The organism is Flavobacterium sp. B114r (genome assembly GCF_056824125.1).
The window spans coordinates 941,228-956,890 of record NZ_CP124858.1; the positions used below are offsets into that span (position 1 = coordinate 941,228).

General features: G+C 34.1%; 15 protein-coding genes. 4 read left to right on the forward strand and 11 right to left on the reverse strand.

Going from position 1 to position 15,663, the window contains the following annotated elements:
* Positions 1 to 705 precede the first annotated feature (705 nt).
* Both QLQ94_RS04215 and QLQ94_RS04220 read right to left on the reverse strand, forming a co-directional pair.
* The gene (locus QLQ94_RS04215) at positions 706 to 1,650 is read right to left on the reverse strand and encodes an OmpA family protein (protein ID WP_427401205.1); all 945 of its coding nucleotides are present in this window, start codon (positions 1,648 to 1,650) and stop codon (positions 706 to 708) included.
* A 120-nt stretch (positions 1,651 to 1,770) separates the two neighbouring features.
* Positions 1,771 to 2,532, reverse strand: coding sequence for an exodeoxyribonuclease III (locus QLQ94_RS04220; protein WP_271334033.1), 762 nt, complete (start codon positions 2,530 to 2,532; stop codon positions 1,771 to 1,773).
* Positions 2,533 to 2,650: 118 nt separating this feature from the next.
* On the opposite strand from QLQ94_RS04220, the gene QLQ94_RS04225 reads away from it, so the two are divergent.
* Positions 2,651 to 4,453, forward strand: a complete 1,803-nt coding sequence (locus QLQ94_RS04225) for a lysophospholipid acyltransferase family protein (protein ID WP_271334032.1) — start codon at positions 2,651 to 2,653, stop codon at positions 4,451 to 4,453.
* 150 nt (positions 4,454 to 4,603) lie between these two features.
* Here the strand turns inward: QLQ94_RS04225 and QLQ94_RS04230 are convergent, their stop codons facing one another.
* From QLQ94_RS04230 to QLQ94_RS04250, 5 genes are all read right to left on the reverse strand, one after another.
* Positions 4,604 to 4,927 carry a DUF805 domain-containing protein gene (locus QLQ94_RS04230; protein ID WP_482499943.1) on the reverse strand — a complete coding sequence of 108 codons (324 nt, stop codon included), beginning with the start codon at positions 4,925 to 4,927 and terminating at the stop codon, positions 4,604 to 4,606.
* Between the two features lie 303 nt (positions 4,928 to 5,230).
* The gene (locus QLQ94_RS04235; protein ID WP_271334030.1) at positions 5,231 to 5,695 is read right to left on the reverse strand and encodes a DUF2752 domain-containing protein; all 465 of its coding nucleotides are present in this window, start codon (positions 5,693 to 5,695) and stop codon (positions 5,231 to 5,233) included.
* The gene (locus QLQ94_RS04240; protein WP_271334029.1) at positions 5,670 to 6,053 is read right to left on the reverse strand and encodes a DUF4234 domain-containing protein; all 384 of its coding nucleotides are present in this window, start codon (positions 6,051 to 6,053) and stop codon (positions 5,670 to 5,672) included. Before QLQ94_RS04240 ends, QLQ94_RS04235 begins: the two co-directional genes overlap by 26 nt.
* A gap of 337 nt (positions 6,054 to 6,390) precedes the next feature.
* Entirely contained in the window at positions 6,391 to 7,338 is a 948-nt protein-coding gene (locus QLQ94_RS04245) for a 2-hydroxyacid dehydrogenase (protein WP_482499238.1), read from the reverse strand.
* Positions 7,339 to 7,554: 216 nt separating this feature from the next.
* Positions 7,555 to 9,108 carry a hypothetical protein gene (locus tag QLQ94_RS04250; RefSeq protein ID WP_482499239.1) on the reverse strand — a complete coding sequence of 518 codons (1,554 nt, stop codon included), beginning with the start codon at positions 9,106 to 9,108 and terminating at the stop codon, positions 7,555 to 7,557.
* A gap of 251 nt (positions 9,109 to 9,359) precedes the next feature.
* Between QLQ94_RS04250 and nhaA the strand changes: the two genes are divergently transcribed.
* From nhaA to QLQ94_RS04265, 3 genes are read left to right on the forward strand one after another with little or no spacing between them, the layout of a single operon-like run.
* The gene (gene nhaA, locus QLQ94_RS04255) at positions 9,360 to 10,505 is read left to right on the forward strand and encodes a Na+/H+ antiporter NhaA (protein ID WP_271334026.1); all 1,146 of its coding nucleotides are present in this window, start codon (positions 9,360 to 9,362) and stop codon (positions 10,503 to 10,505) included.
* A gap of 53 nt (positions 10,506 to 10,558) precedes the next feature.
* Positions 10,559 to 11,101: a hypothetical protein gene (locus tag QLQ94_RS04260; protein ID WP_482499240.1), complete on the forward strand. Its 543-nt coding sequence runs from the start codon at positions 10,559 to 10,561 to the stop codon at positions 11,099 to 11,101.
* A 31-nt stretch (positions 11,102 to 11,132) separates the two neighbouring features.
* Positions 11,133 to 11,537: a c-type cytochrome gene (locus QLQ94_RS04265; RefSeq protein ID WP_271334023.1), complete on the forward strand. Its 405-nt coding sequence runs from the start codon at positions 11,133 to 11,135 to the stop codon at positions 11,535 to 11,537.
* A gap of 228 nt (positions 11,538 to 11,765) precedes the next feature.
* Here the strand turns inward: QLQ94_RS04265 and proC are convergent, their stop codons facing one another.
* The 4 genes from proC to QLQ94_RS04285 form a co-directional block, all read right to left on the reverse strand.
* A complete protein-coding gene (gene proC / locus QLQ94_RS04270) occupies positions 11,766 to 12,542 on the reverse strand; it encodes a pyrroline-5-carboxylate reductase (RefSeq protein WP_271334022.1) in 777 nt (258 codons plus the stop codon).
* A gap of 63 nt (positions 12,543 to 12,605) precedes the next feature.
* The gene (gene mgtE, locus QLQ94_RS04275; RefSeq protein WP_271334021.1) at positions 12,606 to 14,012 is read right to left on the reverse strand and encodes a magnesium transporter; all 1,407 of its coding nucleotides are present in this window, start codon (positions 14,010 to 14,012) and stop codon (positions 12,606 to 12,608) included.
* Positions 14,002 to 14,781: a 16S rRNA (adenine(1518)-N(6)/adenine(1519)-N(6))-dimethyltransferase RsmA gene (gene rsmA, locus QLQ94_RS04280; protein ID WP_271334020.1), complete on the reverse strand. Its 780-nt coding sequence runs from the start codon at positions 14,779 to 14,781 to the stop codon at positions 14,002 to 14,004. Before rsmA ends, mgtE begins: the two co-directional genes overlap by 11 nt.
* Before the next feature lie 522 nt (positions 14,782 to 15,303).
* Positions 15,304 to 15,615, reverse strand: a complete 312-nt coding sequence (locus QLQ94_RS04285) for a DUF4286 family protein (RefSeq protein WP_271334019.1) — start codon at positions 15,613 to 15,615, stop codon at positions 15,304 to 15,306.
* Between the last annotated feature and the right edge of the window lie 48 nt (positions 15,616 to 15,663).

Here is a 15,663-nt window from a genome sequence, read left to right on the forward strand (position 1 = left end):
ACCACCCGGCATACGGATCCGTACCAAGGCGGTTCTTAATTTACGATACATTTTAAGATAGATACCTAACCTAAAGTACTTCCGTGAGGTTGTTTTCAGTTATCCCAATAAAGGTCTGCACTCCCTGGTAGCTGTCGGATTCCGTCCTATCCTTTCCAAGGTAGTTATCAAATTACTTGATATTTTCTGCATTCGTGCCTTCATAGGTAACATTCATTTACTACTCACTTAATTAAGTTCAGTCCTTCGGTACTCATTTACAGTACCTACTATGACCTCCTGACTTCTTATAGCAATTGTTATCCATAAGTGCTTTTCTTAAAAAAAAACTCCCCCTATGTCTATAAGACCTCCCCAGGTAAGAACGACAACTTTCCTCTCATATACCTGCTATATTTACCATGATGTTTCCGTACAGTTTTGGACTTCAGTTTGTGTTGCAACCTTATCCAACATCTTTGGCCTTTTATATAGTTTCTGTTCGTCAGGTCAAGAGTTTGCCTACTGCTTCCTTCAGATTCCACCTCGCGATGGACACCCTTGCATTCAGCTAACACTTCCCACTGTAAAGGCGTGTTCGGGACTTACACCCTAGAGTTATCGCCCATGCTGGGCACACAACCAAAAAAAGACCCAAAGTTAAAAACTCTGAGCCTTTTAATCTTTAAAAAACTTAGCAACTTAGTCCCTCAGAGACTTAGCAACTTAATTAATACTATTCAACATATCAGCGATTTCATCTAATCTTGGCGTTAAGATAATTTCGATTCTACGGTTTTTAGCTTTTCCTTCGGGCGTTGCATTGCTTGCAAGCGGAGAAAATTCGCTGCGACCTGCTGCTGTTAGTTTTTGTTTATTGATTTTAGTGTTTTCACTTAAAATATTGACAATTGCAGTAGCTCTTTTAGTCGACAAATCCCAGTTGTTGGCAATTGGTCCTGAACCCGCGTAAGGATCATCATCTGTATGACCTTCGATAAGAACTGAAAGATCCGGGTTATCTCCTAATACTTTTCCTAATTCTACAACTGCTTTTCTACCTTCGGTTCCAACAGCCCAGCTTCCTGAGTTAAAAAGTAATTTGTTTTCCATCGAAACATATACTTTTCCGTTTTTCTGTTCAACAGTCAAACCTTTACCTTCAAAACCATTTAAAGCTTTAGACAAAGTTTCTTTTAATTTTTTCATTGCTGCTTCTTTGGCTGCAATCATAGCTTCAAGTTCATTTAAGCGACTTGCTGTTTTATCAAGACTTGCTTGTTCTTCGGCTAATTTTTTAGATTTTGCTTCTAATTGCGCTAACAATTCACGGTTTTTAGCCATGTTTTTTTCCAATGCATCGTTGCTGTTTTTTTCAAGTGCATTGTATGAATCCTGCAAAACTTTGAACTTGTTTTGCGCAACGGCCAAATCAGCTTTTTGTTTTGCCAATTCGTCTTTTGTGCTATTTAAGTCTTTTGTTAAAGCATCGCGATCTAATTCTAACTGATTTTTTGATTTTTGCAAATCGGCATTTTGATCCGCAATTGAACGGTTTTCTTTTTTCAGATCTGAATATTTTGTTTCAAGATCGTTGTAAATTTTCTTGGACACACATGAAGTCATAGACATAGCTACAACTAGTAATCCGATGGAGGCCTTTTTAATCATTTTCCTTTTTTTTATTATGGGAGGCATTAATAATCCAACAATGTCAAAATTCAACATCAATAACAATATTAATTTTTGAATTTAAACTTGCTATTCCTTCAACAAGAACAATACCAAACTTTACTCGATTTCGACTAAAACCGGGCAATGATCAGAATGTATCGCATCCGGAAGAATCACGGCACGTTTTAATCGATGCTGCAAAGAATCGCTTACCAAATTATAATCGATACGCCATCCTTTGTTGTTTCCTCTGGCTCCTGCACGATAACTCCACCATGAATAATGATGCGGATCTTTGTTGAAATGACGGAAACTATCAATAAAACCGGATTTCATAAATCCGTCAAGCCAGGCACGTTCAGAAGGCAAAAATCCCGAAACAGTTTTATTACGAACCGGATCATGAATATCTATTGCTTCGTGGCAAATATTGTAATCCCCACAAATAATCAAATTCGGAATTGTTAGTTTTAGCTCGTTAATATACGTTTGAAAGTCATCCATAAACATAAATTTATGATCTAATCTCTCTATATTGGTTCCTGACGGAAGGTATAAACTCATTACAGAGCAATCGTCAAAATCAGCACGAAGGTTACGCCCTTCAAAATCCATGTGCTGAATTCCGGTTCCGTAAACCACATTATTAGGTTTTATTTTTGATAAGATAGCCACACCACTGTAGCCTTTTTTTGTTGCCGGATAATAATATTGATACGGATAACCCGCGGCAGTAATAGCGTCAACGGGAATTTGTTCTTCTGTAGCTTTTATTTCCTGAAGGCAAATAACATCAGGATTAGCGTGTTGCAGCCATTCGATAAAGCCTTTGGCAATTGCGGCTCTTATTCCGTTTACATTATAAGAAATAATTTTCATCAGTGTTTTTTTAAGGATTCCAAATGTAATAAAAAAGTGGAAAGTTTGTGTTTGAAACAGCGAAAAGTAGAGTTTTTTGTTATCTTTGTTCGCTGCTCTAATAAATTAAAAATAGTACATGGGTTTAGTTACCGCGAAAGAAGTTGCAAAGGCAATAAATGTTGATAAGTACGGAGTTCTTGGTACTTTTTCAGGCTGGATTCTTATGAAGGTCCTTAAGATTTCTACCCTTAATAAAATTTACGATCATAATAAACATTTAGAAGATCTTGCGTTTTTAAACGGAGTATTAGACGAATTGCAAATTAAGTTTGAAATTCCCGAAGAAGATTTAAAACGTTTGCCTAAAGATGGCGCTTATATCACGATTTCAAATCATCCGCTTGGAGGAATTGATGGCATTTTGCTTTTGAAATTAATGCTTGAAAGAGAACCTAATTTCAAAATTATTGCCAACTTTTTATTACACCGAATTGTTCCGCTTAAAAAATACATTATGCCGGTTAATCCTTTTGAGAATCATAAGGATGCAAAATCGAGCGTGGTGGGAATCAAAGAAACTTTACGTCATTTAAGTGACGGAAAACCATTGGGCATTTTCCCTGCCGGGGAAGTTTCGACTTACAGAGACGGAAAATTAGTTGTGGATAAACCTTGGGAAGAAGGCGCTCTAAAATTGATTAGAAAAGCAAAAGTTCCTGTTGTTCCAATTTATTTTCATGCTAAAAACAGTAAATTATTCTATTGGCTTTCTAAAATCGATGATACTTTGCGAACTGCAAAATTACCATCGGAATTGTTAACGCAAAAAGATCGTGTGATTAAAGTTCGTATCGGAAAACCGATTTCTGTAAACGAGCAAAACGAATTTGAAACGTTTGAGGATTATTCAGAATTCCTTAGAAAGAAAACTTATATGCTGGCAAATCCTTTTGAGAAGGATACCAAATTGTTAGACACAGCAAGTTTGAAAATCCCTAAAGCACCTAAAAAAATCGTGACACCTGCAAGTGAATCAAAAATGATTGACGAGGTGAATATGCTAAGAAATAGTGATTGCCGTTTATTGCAAAGTAAAAACTATGAGGTATTTTTTGCAAGAGCAAAATCTATTCCGAATATTTTGCATGAAATTGGTCGTTTGAGAGAAATCACTTTCCGTGAAGTAGGCGAAGGTACTAATGAATCTATAGATTTAGATCAGTTTGATCAATATTATCACCATATGTTTTTATGGGATGAAGACAGCAAAAAAATTGCCGGTGCCTACCGTATGGGTTTGGGTTCTGAGATTTATCCTAAATACGGTATTGAGGGCTTTTATTTGAATGACTTATTTAGATTCGAACCTGAACTGCACGACATGATGCATAAATCAATCGAAATGGGACGTGCTTTTATTATTAAGGAATATCAGCAAAAACCAATGCCTTTGTTTTTATTATGGAAAGGTATTATTCATACCACATTACGTTATCCAGAACATAAGTATTTATTGGGCGGTGTGAGCATCAGCAATCAATTCTCTGACTTTTCGAAATCATTGATGATTGAGTTCATGAAGTCGAATTATTATGATCCTTATATTGCACAATACATTCACCCTAAGAAAGCATACAAAGTAAAACTGAAAGATGCAGATAAGGATTTTATCTTTGATGAAGCCGAATCTGATCTTAACAAATTTGATAAGATTATTGACGAATTAGAACCGGGAAATTTACGTTTGCCTGTTTTAATTAAAAAGTATATCAAACAAAATGCACGTGTTGTAGCTTTTAACGTCGACCCCTTGTTTAATAATGCTGTTGACGGGTTAATGTACATTAGAATCGCAGATATCCCGGAAAGCACCATGAAACCGGTTATCGAAGAGTTTCAAATAGAATTGGAGCGTAAGTTATCTGAGAAGGAAGATTAAACCGTAAATCTGATATAAAATAATAAACCCCATTAGCAATAAATAACTAATGGGATTTTTTTATTCAATTAGAAACCCTTATCTTTTTAAATTTGATTTATTTCATCAAACTCACTTTCAGGATCTGCTCCATATTCATTTAATCCTTTATCACCTTTTGTACAAAACAAAACCAACCACCATATTATAACTGCTAATATAATTAGCAGCCATCAAATAAAACCATATACTTCTATTTCCCATAAAGTAAAGCACCAAAAGAAAAAAGATTGCACTCACTAATAAAACCTGCAATATCAAGAGCCACCATCCACTTTTACCTATATCATGTAACCGCCTAACTGAAACTGCTAAACCAGGTAAAAAAACTGCAAAATTATAAGCTAGACCAAACGCTCCAGTTTCAGCTTGTACAAGAGTTAAATCTAAGGTCCTATCAATTACCCCCAAGAAAAGAACTATAATTAAATTCACCAAACTAAAATACCATTATTCTTTTCTTCCTGCTCTTCCCGTAAAATTTATATAGTTTTCAAAAACTACCTTCTTGTACCATTTAATGATTACCATCCTTTAATCAATTTTAGCTTGTTATTTAAATTTTTCACAAAACCTTTTTAGAGTAAACAAGATTAAAGAGTTTAAAAGCTTAAGACTGACTTTAAAAGTTTTTTTTGTAACTAGAAAGGACATATTTTTAGAAAAAACAGAATCTGTAAGGATACAGTAATTTTTCATAAAAAACCCCATTAGCAAGACTAACGGGGTTTTTATGTTTTAAAACCAGATCGACTGATGCAATATATCATCAAAAGAATTATTTCTGACAAAAAGAACCAAACGGATCACATGATAAAATGCTAAAAAGTAAGCCATATTATAAGCCAGTTTCCTATTATATAAAATACCGGTAAAATATTCTTTTTTGGTTATAATTTCTGTTGTGAGTATAATGATGGTCAACCAGCAAAATACAATAACAAAAGGCCCAAGAATATGATAACTAAGAGATTTATAGATGTCTCCCTGGTAAAAATAAACCAATGATTTTGTTATACCACAACCTGGACAAGGAAAACCTGTCACCATTTTGAAAGGACAAAACGACTGGTCTGTCTCTAAATGATCGTTATGATTATTGAGCATTAAAAAAAACGGAATTATCAGTGTAATTGCTGCACCGATAATTCCGTAAATTTTACGTTTTACCCTGTTATTATTTGTATAATCTGTTGATATCACCTTGTACAATCATTGCTGCTGCCATAGGAAAGAAAAGTCCTAAAACAATTAATAAAGTAGATTGATCTTTTTGAAGTTCACCTGTTTTTTCATAAACCTTTGGTAATGCATCTTTACCAGCAAGATAATAAAAGTAAATATTTACCGGCATACAACATCCTGCAAAAATGGCAATTGGCTGCGAAATAACTTCTCTTTTTGCTACAGCATTAAAAACCTCTGCAACTTTAATATTCCAATAAATTAAATACAATCCGCATGTTAAAAATCCAAAAAGCAATACCATTATAGGATCCACTTGAAATACCGGAATCGGTTCGTCAAAATTGTTTGGCGTTTCTTTAAAATTGTTCTCCATTTTTTATTAATTAATTTAAGTTAGTGTATTTCTAATTTTAAGCATTAGACAAGCTTCTTTTCAAAATTCCTTTAAAAGTTTGCAAAACTAATCCACTATAAATAAGCAGTGGTCTACAATACGTTATTATTGTATTAAAAAAAGCTTTTTTCACAAGACAATTACAATGCTACATTAAATACCGTAACCTCTCATAATCAAATGATTTATCTAAAACTTGAGGCAATATTATTAAAAATTAACATTAAAAACTAATTATGTTTTAAAATCACACAAAAAAACGCGTTATGACATTCTAAAAAACAAACAATTCCTGTTTTTTGTATTTGCCCTAAACTTATTTCGAATACACAGCTTTAATTTTATCTACAATAACCTGTGCTAATCGTTCGTGACTTTCAAAAGTCCAGCCGGCAATATGCGGCGTTAAGAGAACATTTTTAGCTTCCATCAGATATTGAAAAGCTTCAGGAGTATTTTTATCCTGAAAAAGTGTTTCAAATGATAATTTCTCATACTCCAAAACATCCAAACCAGCTCCAAGAATCTTTTTAGTCTTCATCGCTTCAACTAAATCTGCTGTCACGATATTTTTACCACGCGAAGTATTTACAATCCAAAATGGCTTTGCAAATGCCGCAATAAAATTTGCATTGACCATTTTATCAGTTTCCGGAGTCCACGGGAGATGCAAACTAAGAACATCTGATTTTTGCTGTAATTCCTGCAGCGAAACCTGTCTTGCGTTTTCGTCACCTATATTTTCTAAGATATCATGAAAGATGACATCAACTTCAAAACCACGAAGTTTTCTAGCAAATGCTTTTCCCATGTTTCCATAACCAATAATCCCAACTGTTTTACCGTCTAACTCATGACCGCGATTACTTTCGCGGTTCCAGTGTCCCGCTTTTATTTCGGCATCAGCCTGATTCAAATTATTAAATAGGGATAAAATTACGCCCAATGAATGTTCTGCAACAGCGTTGCGATTACCTTCCGGAGCCGCAATCAAATGAATTCCTTTTAACGTTGCATATTCACAATCAATACTTTCTAAACCCGCACCAACTCTGGCAATAAACTTAAGATTGGTTGCTTTGTCTAAAAAAGTTTTATCAATTTTAAAACGGCTTCGAATAATGATTCCGTTATAATCCTGAATTTTTGCTTCGATTTCTTCTTTAGAAGATTTGAAATCAGCGTGATTTTCAAAACCGGCATCTTCTAATTGTTGCCAAAGAATTGGGTTATTGCTATCGATATGTAGAATTTTTATGCTCATTATATTATGTTTTATAAAGCAAAAATACAGCTTATTATAATGGTTTGATTTACAAAATGTGTTTGTTTTTCTTAGTATCGACTCAGCTATTTGGTTCTGGTTGAGAAAAACTAAAATATTAATAATAACAGGATTTCACAAAAAGGTGCAAAACTTTTATTTCAGGCTGATTTGAAAAAACCAAAGATTAAAAACTTCACTCCAATGCCTTTGCGATTATTCTAAAGAATATAATATCGAACGAAAAGTATGTGGATACTGCCATTCATTATTAACATAATTAGCATCATAAGAAACAAAAGCTGTAATTAATTTCCCTTCTGATTCTTTCATTTCAAAATCAGTTGTTTCAAAATAACCTGCCGTCTCGAATTGACGTTTTAAACGCCCTTCTTTATTAAACACAAAAATCGCAATACTTGATCTGTCTTGTTCGCCAGATGTATCGCGGATGTATAAATAAAAAACAAAATCCCCATTATCCCGCTTAAAGCCTTTGGTACTATTAGTAAACGGTACTTCATAATGTCCAGGAAACACAAGCTTAATCCTCCATAAAGCAGTGCTATCGATACTTCGGCTTTTTTCAAATACTACTTCACTGGAATTTATTGCTTTTTCCCTTAGGCTAAAATAAGTTTTATCTATTTTGTCAGTATAAAAAATGACGTTATTACCCTTTTCTACAGTCTGCTTAGTAGTTTCCTCTTTCGTGTTTTCTTCAGCAGCGTTTGTGGTTTCGTCTTCAGTCTCTTCTTCGGCCTCTGGTGCTGACGGACCGCGATAGAAAGAATAATACGGTTCTTTATCTGATGTATCAGAAAGCAACTTTAAATTAGAATTCAGTACAAATCTTTTATGTGTCGAATAATACGATCCGTCTGCAGCAGAATTTTCTTTTCCTTCTACATAAAAATTTCCATCGGCAGTCAAACTTATGGCGTTAATTTCTGTTTCCGGATATCCATCAAAAAAATTCAGATTTAGTAAATTCAGATTGTGATCTAAAATTGCAACAAAAGGAATTTCATCCTGATTAGGTTTTGAAGCTGTACAGCTCACCACTATTTTATCCTGTATATATTGCAGTAAAAAATCTCCTTTTGAAATATTTGAAAACCCCTTTTCCAACAAAGGTTTAAGAAAAATATCCGACATCGATTTACTTTCTGTTTTATACCCTGAATATTTGTTGTCGAATTTCATTTTATCGAGTTGAAATCTTATCAGGACAGCTTTCATTCTTGCTTCATCTGTATTGTCCTTTTCTGAATTACCATATGACTTACTCTCTTTTTTTGCATACAAGGTAAATCCGCCTTGATTGTCTACCACTACTAATGTGTTGAACAAATTATATTTTGATTTCGAATCAATTAATTTCTGTTTTACTACTTGACCGCCTTGTTTGTTTATAATCAGCAAGACAGGAGTATAGTTGTATTTTTCATCTCCTTCTTCCATTAAATACAATATGTTCCCATTCTTCAGTTCGTTAATAGATCTGAGACCTGCTTTTTTCATATCAAGATCAAACTGCCATATTGAACTCGAATTGTATTTTTTAGAAAACTTAATTACTGATTTTTCTTCAAGACTCTCGTTTCCGTATTGCTTTTCATCTGTTTGATATGTTTTATCAATAAGAACCGGGACTGGTTCATCTATAATCGTTGCTGCAGTATTTTGAGCATTTTCTTTTTTACAAGATATTTGAATTAGAAAAAAAGAGAGTAGTAAAGGTCGAAACAAAATGGTCTTATAATTCATTGGTCTTTTTTTTGGTAACAGTTTTAAAGGTTGGTTAAATTACTACATTCATACTAAAGCTATATTACAACTCAAAAATGCTTTTAGCAAAAAAACATCAAATCGTTAAATAATAAAGATTAATAGGACAAATTAATGAAACAAAAATACAGTGAATTTTTTATTGATAAGATTTTTTTTAACTTTGAAAATCTAAGATTCATCGATTTTCTTTGAATTTCCTTCTTTCTAAATCAATAGAACCTCTCACAATGAAACTAACTAAGACATTCAAAGCCTTTTTCAACAACGAAAAATCAGGAGGATTACTCCTTTTATTCGTTACGATTATCTCATTATACTTAGCAAACTCTTCATTTCAAACTGAATATGTTGCTTTCTGGGAAAAAGATTTGGGCGGACATTCAATTACTCATTGGATTAATGATGGATTAATGACTATTTTCTTTTTATTAATTGGTCTGGAATTAGAGCGTGAAATTTATCACGGTGAACTATCGAATATCAAAAATGCATCTTTGCCAATTATGGCTGCTCTTGGCGGAATGTTGGTTCCTGCCGCCATTTTCCTGGCTTTAAATTTTGGAACTGATACTCAGAACGGAGCCGGAATCCCGATGGCGACTGATATTGCTTTTGCCATTGGTATTCTATCCCTTTTAGGAAAAAAAGTCCCATCATCGTTAAAAGTATTCCTGACTGCATTGGCAGTTATTGATGATTTAGGCGCGATCATTGTTATTGCCATTTTTTACACTACCTCTATATCTTTTGTAAATCTTGCAATCGCGTTAGGAATATGGGGATTCTTATTTATTTTGAACCGTATGAAAATTCACAACCTGATTCCCTATTTAATCGGAGGTATTATAATGTGGTATTTCATGCTCAACTCAGGTGTTCATGCTACTATCACCGGAGTGATTCTTGCTTTTGTAATTCCATTTGGCGATGGTGGAGAAAAATCTTCATCTTATAAATTGCAGCACTTTTTACACAAACCCGTTGCATTCGTAATTTTACCTTTGTTTGCTATTGCAAACACTTGTATTGCTATTCAATCAGACTGGCACGAAGGTTTAAGTCATTCCAATACAATCGGAATTATTCTGGGACTTGTTGTTGGTAAACCATTGGGTATTGTACTTTTTTCTTCTATTGGAGTCAGTGCAGGTTTATGCTCTTTACCTAAAAGCCTGAAATGGGCGCATATTCTGGGCGCCGGAATGTTAGGAGGAATTGGTTTTACGATGTCAATCTTTATAACAATTTTAGCTTTTAAAGATCCTGAAACTATTGTTTTTTCTAAAATTGCAATTTTAATCGCTTCTATACTTTCTGGTGTATTTGGATTAATTTATCTGAAATATACTTTGTCAAAGAAAAAAACCGTATAGATTTCAGCACTCAGATTTAGAAATTCAATCTATAAAAAAGTATCGTGAAAATTATGAAATCAGCCAACAAGCCTTTCTTTGCCCTTTTGATAATAGTATTGATTTTAGCCTGTAACAACAAGCCAAAACCTGTAGTTCCCGAAAAGAATCCTGAAACAATAGTTATTGATTCTATAAGTAAAAATGAAGAATCTATAGCAGGTTTTTACCAGACACAATCTGATCCAGATAATACGGGTGAATGTGGAATTTCTTTGGAAATAAAGAAAGAAAAAAGTGGTTATACTTATTTTCTAAAAACAAAACTTAAAAAATTAAAAGGTATCGCAACTTTTACTAAAAATGAATCAGGAGAAAAATACATTGTTTTAGAAGGCATAAAATGGGATGATTATGAAGGCGACATAAGCCGCGAAGATGAAAATGATTCTATTGCCGACTCTAAAACCGCATCTGCTGAACCGGAAATTCCTGTAGGAATTGATGCCAGTTATGTTAAAGATACGCTGACGATTCAGAATTATGGAAATTCGATGAATTCTTATACTAAGATTTCAGAGTGTGACAGGAAATATATACAGTTGATTAAAAAGTAAACTCCAATATTCCAATTAACTACTCTGATAAATGAAGAAAATTCGTTTGATCCTTTTGTTTTCAGTATCCTTTATTATGCTCCTGGCTGGATTTATACTTCATCAAATTAAGACAAATACCTCACCTACTTATTTAGTTTGTGCAATACCGGTTCCTATGTTTTGTGGAACTCCTAATTTAACAGAAAATCAAGAAAAAGGAAGAGAAATATTTAATTCAAATTGCGCGGCATGTCATAAAAAATATGCAAAATCTACAGGACCGGCTCTTCAAAACGTTGATTCCTTAGTCGTTGTAAAATGGTTAAGGAATAGAAAAAACAAGATTGACAGTACAAAAATTGAAGAATACGGAATCGATTATCATAGAATTACGTTTTCTAAAGTTCTAAATAAAAAAGAGATAATTGATTTAATAGAATATTGTAATAATTAACGAATTCGTCAAATTCCAATTATCGACAATATTGTCATTTCGACGCAGGAGAAATCACATCCTGAGAGCAAGTTGCTAAATTATTCTGAACGTTAGTTTTTGTGTGACTTCTCCTCTGTCGAAGTGACAAACATACCTAAAAGTAACATTCAAAAAAAAATCCAAACCCCAACAAAGTTGGAATTTGGAATTTTATCCCGAAACTACAGGATTGGAATTTAATATTATCTAACCTTTGATTTGCTTCAAAGAAGTCTTGATTCCTTTTATTAAAGACGAACTGAAACCATTGTGCTCCATTTCATTCAAGCCTACGATTGTACAACCCTGAGGCGTTGTTACACGGTCGATTAATTGTTCCGGATGCACTTTCTCCTCTAATAACATTTTTGCAGCTCCTTTTACGGTTTGTGCTGCAATTGCCAAAGCAGTTTGAGAATCAAAACCAATTTCGATTCCGGCTTGCATAGAAGCGCGAATGTATCTTAATGCATAAGCTGTTCCGCATGCACCAAGAACTGTAGCAGCATCCATTAATTTTTCATCGATTACCGGAGCAGTTCCTAGATCCTGGAACAAGTCAACAATTGGCAATGCTTTCTCTCTGTATTTTTCAGGAAAAGAAATACAAGTTGCAGATTCTCCAAATTGTGCCGCAATATTAGGCATAATTCGAATAACCGGATATTCATTATTTGTTTTCTCCTGAAGTATATCCAACGATAAACCACTAACCGCCGAAGCAATCGTTTTACCTTTAATTACCGGTAAAATTTCACCTAAAACTACATCAACCTGATAAGGCTTTATAGTCAAAATCACAACATCAGCTTCCTGAATATTATGTTTATTGTCTGATGAAACCGTGATTCCGTACTCTGATAAATATTGAATACTGGCTGTATTTCTTCTGGTAACTGTAACTTGATTATTTTTTGAGAACTTCGCAATTCCCAAGGCAATAGAAACTCCAAGGTTCCCTCCTCCTATGATGTGTACTTTCATTCCTGGTTGTTTTTGATTTATTTTTGGTTGGTTAATAGCGTATAATTTGAAAATAATGTGTCTTTATAACAACTTTCCTTTCAACAATAACGAAGCGATGGTAAAATAGATTACTAATCCTGTTACATCTACTAAAGTAGCCACAAACGGCGCTGATGAAGTTGCAGGATCGAGTTTAAGCCTTTTCAGTAAAAAGGGTATCATAGATCCTGAAAGTGTTCCCCACAAAACAATAAATACTAATGATAGCGAAACCGTCATACCTATCGCTACCCAATGTTCTCCATATTCATAAAGTCCTGTTTCCTGCCAAATAAGAATCCTGATAAATCCAACAATACCCAAAATAGCACCTAATAAAAATCCCGATGCAATTTCTTTTTTCATTACATACCACCAGTCTTTTAGCGTAAGCTCTTTCAATGCCATAGCACGAATTATAAGCGTTGCGGCTTGTGAACCGGAATTTCCACCACTCGAAATAATAAGCGGAACAAATAATGCCAAAACTACTGCTTTCTCAATCTCACCTTCAAAATATCCCATTGCCGAAGCCGTAAACATTTCTCCAATAAAGAGCACAACTAACCATGTAGCTCTCTTTTTAACCATCTCGCCAAGACGCGTTTGAACGTAAGGCAATTCAAGAGCTTCTAAACCCCCAAATTTCTGAATATCTTCAGTATCTCTTTTTTCTATTTCGTCTTTAATGACATCAATAATATCATCAATAGTAATGCGACCTACTAAACGTCCCAATTCATCTACGACAGGAATGGCTTCCAGGTCGTACTTATCCATCATTCTCGCTACCTCAACATCAGGAGTTTCGACATTTACGTAATATAATTTTCGAATATAGATATCAGAAATCTGTGTTTTGGTCGATGTTGTCAACAAATCCTTAAGAGATAATCTGCCTTTAAGTCTGTTTTCATCATCTACAACATAGATAGAATGCACTCTTGAAACATTTTCGGCCTGAATACGCATTTCCTTTACACAAGTAAGTACGTTCCAGTTTTCGTTGACTTTTACCAACTCTTTGTGCATGATACCTCCGGCAGTATCTTCGCCGTAACGAAGTAAATCCACGATGCCTTTTGCATGTTCGACATCCTGAAGCTCAGAGATTACTTCGGCTTTTCTGTCTTTTGAAAGTTCACCAATAATATCCGCTGCATCATTCGTTTCAAGTTCATCAAGCTCTTCAGCGATTTCTTTAGGCGAAAGTCGGTTTAAGATTTGTTCACGTAAATCATCCTCTAATTCCAGAAGAATTTCGGCTGTTTTTTCGCTGTCTAAAACCTTAAATATATAAGTTGCTTCATCAATGTCAATTTCATCAAGGATTTCAGCGAAATCGGCATGGTGCATGTCATTTAATAAAACCTCAAGTTCTTTATTATTTTTAGCTTGAATGAGTTGAGCAATTTCCTTAATTAGCTCTTTGCTGATTTTAAACTCCATCGGCTTCTATTTTTTGAGTCAAAACAATAAATTCCTCCACGCTCAATTGCTCCGGACGCTTATCAAAGATAGTGTCTAATCGCAATTCATCTGATAAATTTAATGTTTTCAAACTGTTACGTAATGTTTTTCGTCTTTGCTGAAAAGCCGTTTTTACAACCGTAAAAAACAACTTTTCTCCACACGGAAGGCTATAATCTTCCTTTCGGGTCATTTTCATCACACCCGACTTGACCTTGGGCGGAGGAATAAAAACGTTTTCATCTACCGTAAACAGATACTCAGTAACATAGAAAGCCTGTGCTAATACGGATAAGATTCCGTAAGCTTTTGAGCCTTTTTTCTCGCATATCCTTTGAGCCACTTCTTTTTGAAACATCCCTGAAAATTCCGGAATCTGATGTTTGTATTCTAAAGTTCTAAAAACGATTTGCGTAGAAATGTTATAGGGAAAATTCCCAATAATAGCGAATTGTTTATTTTCGTAAACCTCGTTTATATTGTATTTCAGGAAATCCTGAGAGATAATTTTATCTTTTAATTTTGGATAATTTTCACCCAAATACACCACAGATTCCGTATCGATCTCGATCACGTGTGTATTAATTGGTTTGTCAAGCAAATATTTAGTCAACACACCCATCCCCGGTCCTATCTCTAAAACCTCATCGTATCCTTTTAAACTTAAAGTATCTGCAATTGCTTTGGCGATACTTTCGTCTTTCAGGAAGTGTTGTCCTAAATGTTTTTTGGCTTTTACTTTTTCCATTTTATTTTTTATTAGCCATTAAGGCACTAAGATGTTTTTACCACGAAGGGGCTAAGACACAAAGTTTATTTTTTATTTCTTTTTGCCAGATTTGTCACAAAGGCACGAAGGCACAAAGCTTATTTTTTATTCTCCAAATCAATTACAATCTGGAAATTGTCTTTATTTTTATCTACCTTATTTTTTCACAGGAAATTTACTTATTCTTTCACTTAAACGTAAAAAACTATAAAACCTTTCCGTTTTAGACAACTTCAAAAAATCCTCCTGTTGTTGTTTATTACTTTCTTTCTTAGTTTGAAATCGAATTTCCACAATAACTTTTATTTTGCCACGAAGGCTCAAAGACACAAAGCTTATTTTTATTATACTTAACGATTATTTTTCGCCACGAATTGCACAAATTTTCGCAAATTCAGAACATTATAAATCATCTGTGTAAATCTGTTTAACCCGTTAAAATCTGTGGGCTTTTTTTTATTAAGATTCAGCTAAAGCTTTCACATACTGAAAACTAAAAAACTAATGCTCCGAAATCACTTCCAGCTCTGTTCTGAAAGAAAGCATCTTGTCCGCAAATAAAGACAAGGCTTCCTGATGAAAAGCAGGCTCATCTTCTATATAATACTGATCTAAAGTTTCTTTGCTATCTGTAACATATTGTACAGAATACGTAATTCCGCCCATTTCTTCTTCGATCATAACCCTTACGATTCTTGCCGAAGAAAACTTTTGTGTCGCCAGAATTTCCGGTATGTGTTTTTCCTGCATCCATTTCAACCATTGGTCGTGAACGCTCTCGTGTATATTTGTGGTAACGTTGTAAATTATCATTTTTTACTGTTTAATCGTTTTTCGGTTAATCGGTTAAACAAATAACCA